Source organism: uncultured Meiothermus sp. (assembly GCF_937863175.1).
Lineage (GTDB): Bacteria > Deinococcota > Deinococci > Deinococcales > Thermaceae > Meiothermus.
The window spans coordinates 1-3,886 of the sequence record NZ_CALMCQ010000223.1; the positions used below are offsets into that span (position 1 = coordinate 1).

Annotated in this window: 5 protein-coding genes; all 5 read left to right on the forward strand. The window is 59.2% G+C overall.

The window, feature by feature from the left end:
* Window positions 1-175: 175 nt before the first annotated feature.
* Window positions 176-442 carry a hypothetical protein gene (locus Q0288_RS08565; RefSeq protein WP_299429476.1) on the forward strand — a complete coding sequence of 89 codons (267 nt, stop codon included), beginning with the start codon at window positions 176-178 and terminating at the stop codon, window positions 440-442.
* Between the two features lie 718 nt (window positions 443-1,160).
* Window positions 1,161-1,595 (forward strand): division/cell wall cluster transcriptional repressor MraZ, encoded by a 435-nt coding sequence (gene mraZ, locus Q0288_RS08570; RefSeq protein ID WP_299429477.1) that lies wholly within the window; start codon window positions 1,161-1,163, stop codon window positions 1,593-1,595.
* Window positions 1,596-1,664: 69 nt separating this feature from the next.
* Window positions 1,665-2,516, forward strand: coding sequence for a 16S rRNA (cytosine(1402)-N(4))-methyltransferase RsmH (gene rsmH / locus Q0288_RS08575; protein WP_299429478.1), 852 nt, complete (start codon window positions 1,665-1,667; stop codon window positions 2,514-2,516).
* Window positions 2,513-2,809 (forward strand): hypothetical protein, encoded by a 297-nt coding sequence (locus Q0288_RS08580; protein WP_299429479.1) that lies wholly within the window; start codon window positions 2,513-2,515, stop codon window positions 2,807-2,809. Before rsmH ends, Q0288_RS08580 begins: the two co-directional genes overlap by 4 nt.
* On the forward strand, window positions 2,806-3,886 hold a 1,081-nt coding region (locus Q0288_RS08585; protein WP_299429480.1), incomplete at its 3' end, for a penicillin-binding transpeptidase domain-containing protein. The genes Q0288_RS08580 and Q0288_RS08585, both read left to right, overlap by 4 nt.

A 3,886-nucleotide genomic window follows, 5' to 3' on the forward strand; every position in this document is an offset into this window, starting at 1 on the left:
GACGGCAACCCGCGCACCGACAGCCTGCAAGACTGCATCTTCACCGAGCGCGACTTCGACAACGTCGAAGAAGACGGCGACGAGCTAACCGTCACCCTGGGCTTCCAGTACCTGGGTCTACGGTCCAACGACCAGGACGCCATCGCCCAGTAGGTTGAGTGAGGATTGAACAAACATGGCCGAAAAAACCGTTATTTTCCACACCTTTGAAACGCCCGAGGGCAAAACTGTTGCCTTCCAGAAGCCCACTGTCGCCCAGATTGACGTGCTGGTCAGCAAGATTCGCAAGAGCGCGATCCAGGCCACGGCTAACTTTACCCTGGCCATTGTGCAGCCCGACCAGCGGGCTGCCTGGGAGGCCCTGCTGGCCGACAAACCCGGCTACGCCAGCGATGTCACCGAGTCCATCATGGAAAAGCTGGGTTTTCCGATGCGGGGCTGATCCTCGATGACGCCCTCAGCCCTTTCGAGCAGTACGCCGCCCTCATCGAGCACTGGCTCAAGCAGCCCGCAAGCAGCGACCTAGACGAGTTCCGCATCCAGGCCCGCAAAGCGCACTGGCTCGAGCGTCGCTACAATCCACCCGCCCCCCGGCCCCCGAAATAGGGGGCATTTCTATACACTCCGGTGTATGTTTTTACCACTCTGCGGATAATGAGCCTGTTCTCATTCATCACTCTGCCCCGGTTTTCGCCCCTCATCTTTTTCACAATGCTCTCAAGATGACAAATAGCGCGAAGCGCCGTGACATTTAGCGCGAAGCGAAATTGGCCCTGATGACATTTAGCGCGAAGCGTGAACCCAGTTCACCTTTTTCCACTCCGACCCTACACTATTCCAGTCGCACACGCTTTTCTTGCAGTTTATTCCGCTTGCTTCCGGCTCTTCCGCCTGTGACAAATAGCGCAGAGCAGAACAGTGTTTTTTGCGTTCCAGACATCCTAATTCTAACTAAAGCCTTCCGCAGACTGGTCGTTGCGGACTTGTGGGGACTCGGCCCATTCAATCCCAAGAATGTGGGAAAAGGTGGGTTAAAAGTGGGAGATAGTGGTAAAAAGTGGAGAAAACGTGGTACATTACGGTACAGAACAGCCCCCCCGGTGGGAAACGTTCGTAGAGATGCGAGCTATAAGTACCGAATCCGTGCAGGAGTAAACAAGATGCCTTTCGGTGAACACCAGTATAGCCTCGATGACAAGGGAAGGGTTGTAATCCCACAGCCCTTCCGTCCTTTTATCGAGGATGGGGTGGTGATCACCCGTGGCCTCGAGAACTGCCTCTACCTCTACCCTCTGCTGACCTGGAGCAACATCGAGCGGCAGTTGCAAAACGTGCCCCTGATTGACCGGCCCGCCCAGGAGCTGGTGCGCTTCTTGTATTCGGGGGCTCACAAGACCCAGCTGGACAACGCCTCGAGGGTGACCATACCCCCTCCCCTGCGCAAATTCGCCGGACTCGAGCATACCAGCGATGCTGTGATTGTGGGTGCGCCCACCCGCCTGGAGGTTTGGAGCGAGAGCCGCTGGTGGGAAAACATCACCCGGTTTGTCGAGAACCCCTCCTCTCCCGAGGCTCTGCGTGGCCTGATTGGATGAAGTATGTATGCTGCCCCTGTTCAGTCGCCTGCAACGGCCCAGCCCCCAGTCTGGCAGAGGTTCAGGGGTATGAGCCATATCCCAGTGCTCTACCACGAAGCCCTGGACTGGCTGGCGGTTCGACCGGGTGGGGTGTATGTAGACGCCACCCTGGGCGGAGCAGGCCATACCAGGGGCATCCAGGAGAGGGGCGGCAAAGTGATTGCTTTTGACCAGGATCCTGCGGCCATCGCACGGGCAAAGGCACTGGGCTTGCCCGATCTGATCCTGGTTGAGGCTAATTTTAGCGAAGTCCTGCCCCAGCTAGATCTGCTTGGTATCACCCAGGTAGATGGCATCCTGGCAGACCTAGGAGTGTCCAGCTTCCACTTCAACGACCCCCAACGCGGTTTTAGCTACCAGCACGAAGGTCCGCTCGACATGCGTATGGGCTCAGGGGGGCTGACTGCCGCCGAGGTGGTAAACACCTTTGGCGAGGAGGAAATTGCCGACATCCTCTACAAATATGGCGAAGAGCAGCGTTCGCGCCGCATCGCCCGCTTCATCGTGGAGAACCGTCCCCTTACCACCACCACCGAGTTGGCTGAGATCATCCGCCGGGCCACCGGTTATCGGGAAGCGGGGCACCCTGCCCGCAAAAGCTTCCAGGCCCTGCGCATTTACGTCAATGACGAGCTGGGGGCCTTGAGACAACTACTACGGGGTGCTGAACAGGTGTTAAGGCCCGATGGCAGGCTGGTGATCATCAGCTTTCATTCGCTCGAGGATCGCCTGGTCAAGCACTACCTGCGCGACTCGAGGCACCTGGAGCCACTTACCAAGAAGCCCGTTGTTCCTTCGGAAACCGAACAGCGCGAAAACCCCCGGGCCCGCAGCGCCAAAATGCGGGTGGCTAAGAGGATAGATGGAGACTTTGTATGAAAACAGTATTGAGGTGGTCCACCGTGTATTTGCTGCTGCTAGCGGGCCTGACGGCCCTGGGGCATTACAACCAGCAGTTAAACTCCAGCCTGCAGGCACTCCACTCCACGGAGGCCGACCGCAGCCGCAAGGAAACCAGGCTCCTGTTGCAGCACTATCAGTTGGTTTCGCCTTTGGCTCTGCGTGAGTGGGCCGAGGCCAGCGGCTACATCCCCATGAGCCTGGCCCGGTGGGACCGCCCCCTATCGCCCAGAGCAGAGAATGCAGGCCGGGGCATAAGGAGTCTCCCTTGAACCATTATGACTCCAGCACGGGTGGGGAGGCCACTCTTAGCCGGGGCTGGGTGGTGATACTGGCCTTCCTGGCTTTTGTGCTGGGGCTGGGGTATGGCTTCTACGTCTTGTGGCACAATGCGCCCAGCCTGCTGTTGCGGCCTGTCGCGGCGGTGGTGGAACTGCCTCCGCTGCGCGGTCGCCTGGAAGCCTCCGATGGAACCCCCCTGGCCTTCAGCACCACCGACGAGGCCCGCTTGTATCCACTGGGCCTCTCTGGCACCCAGCTCATTGGTTTTGGCGAGCGCAGCACGGGCAGGGGGCTCTCGGGCCTCGAGCTCGACCTGGAAAAACTGCTGTCGCAGGGCCAGAGTCTTCGTCTGACCATAGACCCCCAGGTGCAGGCCATTGCCGAACAAGCCCTGTGGAAGGGCCTCGAGACCTCCCAGGCCGACTGGGGCACGGTGGTGGTGATGGAAAGTAAAACCGGACGGCTGCTGGCCGTGGCCAATGGGCCGGTCTTCGACCCCACCGCACCCCGACGCAACACCCAGCAAGACCTCTCCTGGCGCAACCATGCCTTTGCCTATGCACTGGAGCCGGGTTCTACCATCAAACCCCTCACGGCAGCGGTGCTGCTCGAGGAAAATATGGTCAACCTGGCCACCCGGATCCATGCCCCCATGAGCCGCCGTATCGCTGGCTGGACAATCAACGATGTGGTTAAACACCCCGAGACTCTTACCCTGAGCGAGGTACTTAAATACTCATCCAATGTGGGCATTACCCTCCTGGCCGAGCGAATCCCGCGTGAGACCCTGTACAACTTCTTCAAGAAGATGCGCTTCAAGGATGCCGAACTGCTGCCACCCCTTTCCTACTACCCCCGAATTGCCGTGCAGGTCGCGGCTCCCAGTGTCCGTCCGGTGAACAGGTGGGGGCCAGCCGAGTATGCCAATGCCACCTTCGGACAGGGTTTCCTGATCACCCCATTGCATCTGGCTGCTGCCTATAACATCCTGGCGAACGATGGTGTCTACCGTCAACCGATTCTGTTTGAGGGCAATACCTCGCAGAGCAGCCCGGTTTTCCGCCCCC

Coding starts and splice junctions, on each gene's coding strand:
- Q0288_RS08565 (WP_299429476.1), top strand. CDS start 176: ATGGCCGAAAAAACCGTTATTTTCCACACCTTTGAAACGCCCGAGGGC.
- mraZ (WP_299429477.1), top strand. CDS start 1,161: ATGCCTTTCGGTGAACACCAGTATAGCCTCGATGACAAGGGAAGGGTT.
- rsmH (WP_299429478.1), top strand. CDS start 1,665: ATGAGCCATATCCCAGTGCTCTACCACGAAGCCCTGGACTGGCTGGCG.
- Q0288_RS08580 (WP_299429479.1), top strand. CDS start 2,513: ATGAAAACAGTATTGAGGTGGTCCACCGTGTATTTGCTGCTGCTAGCG.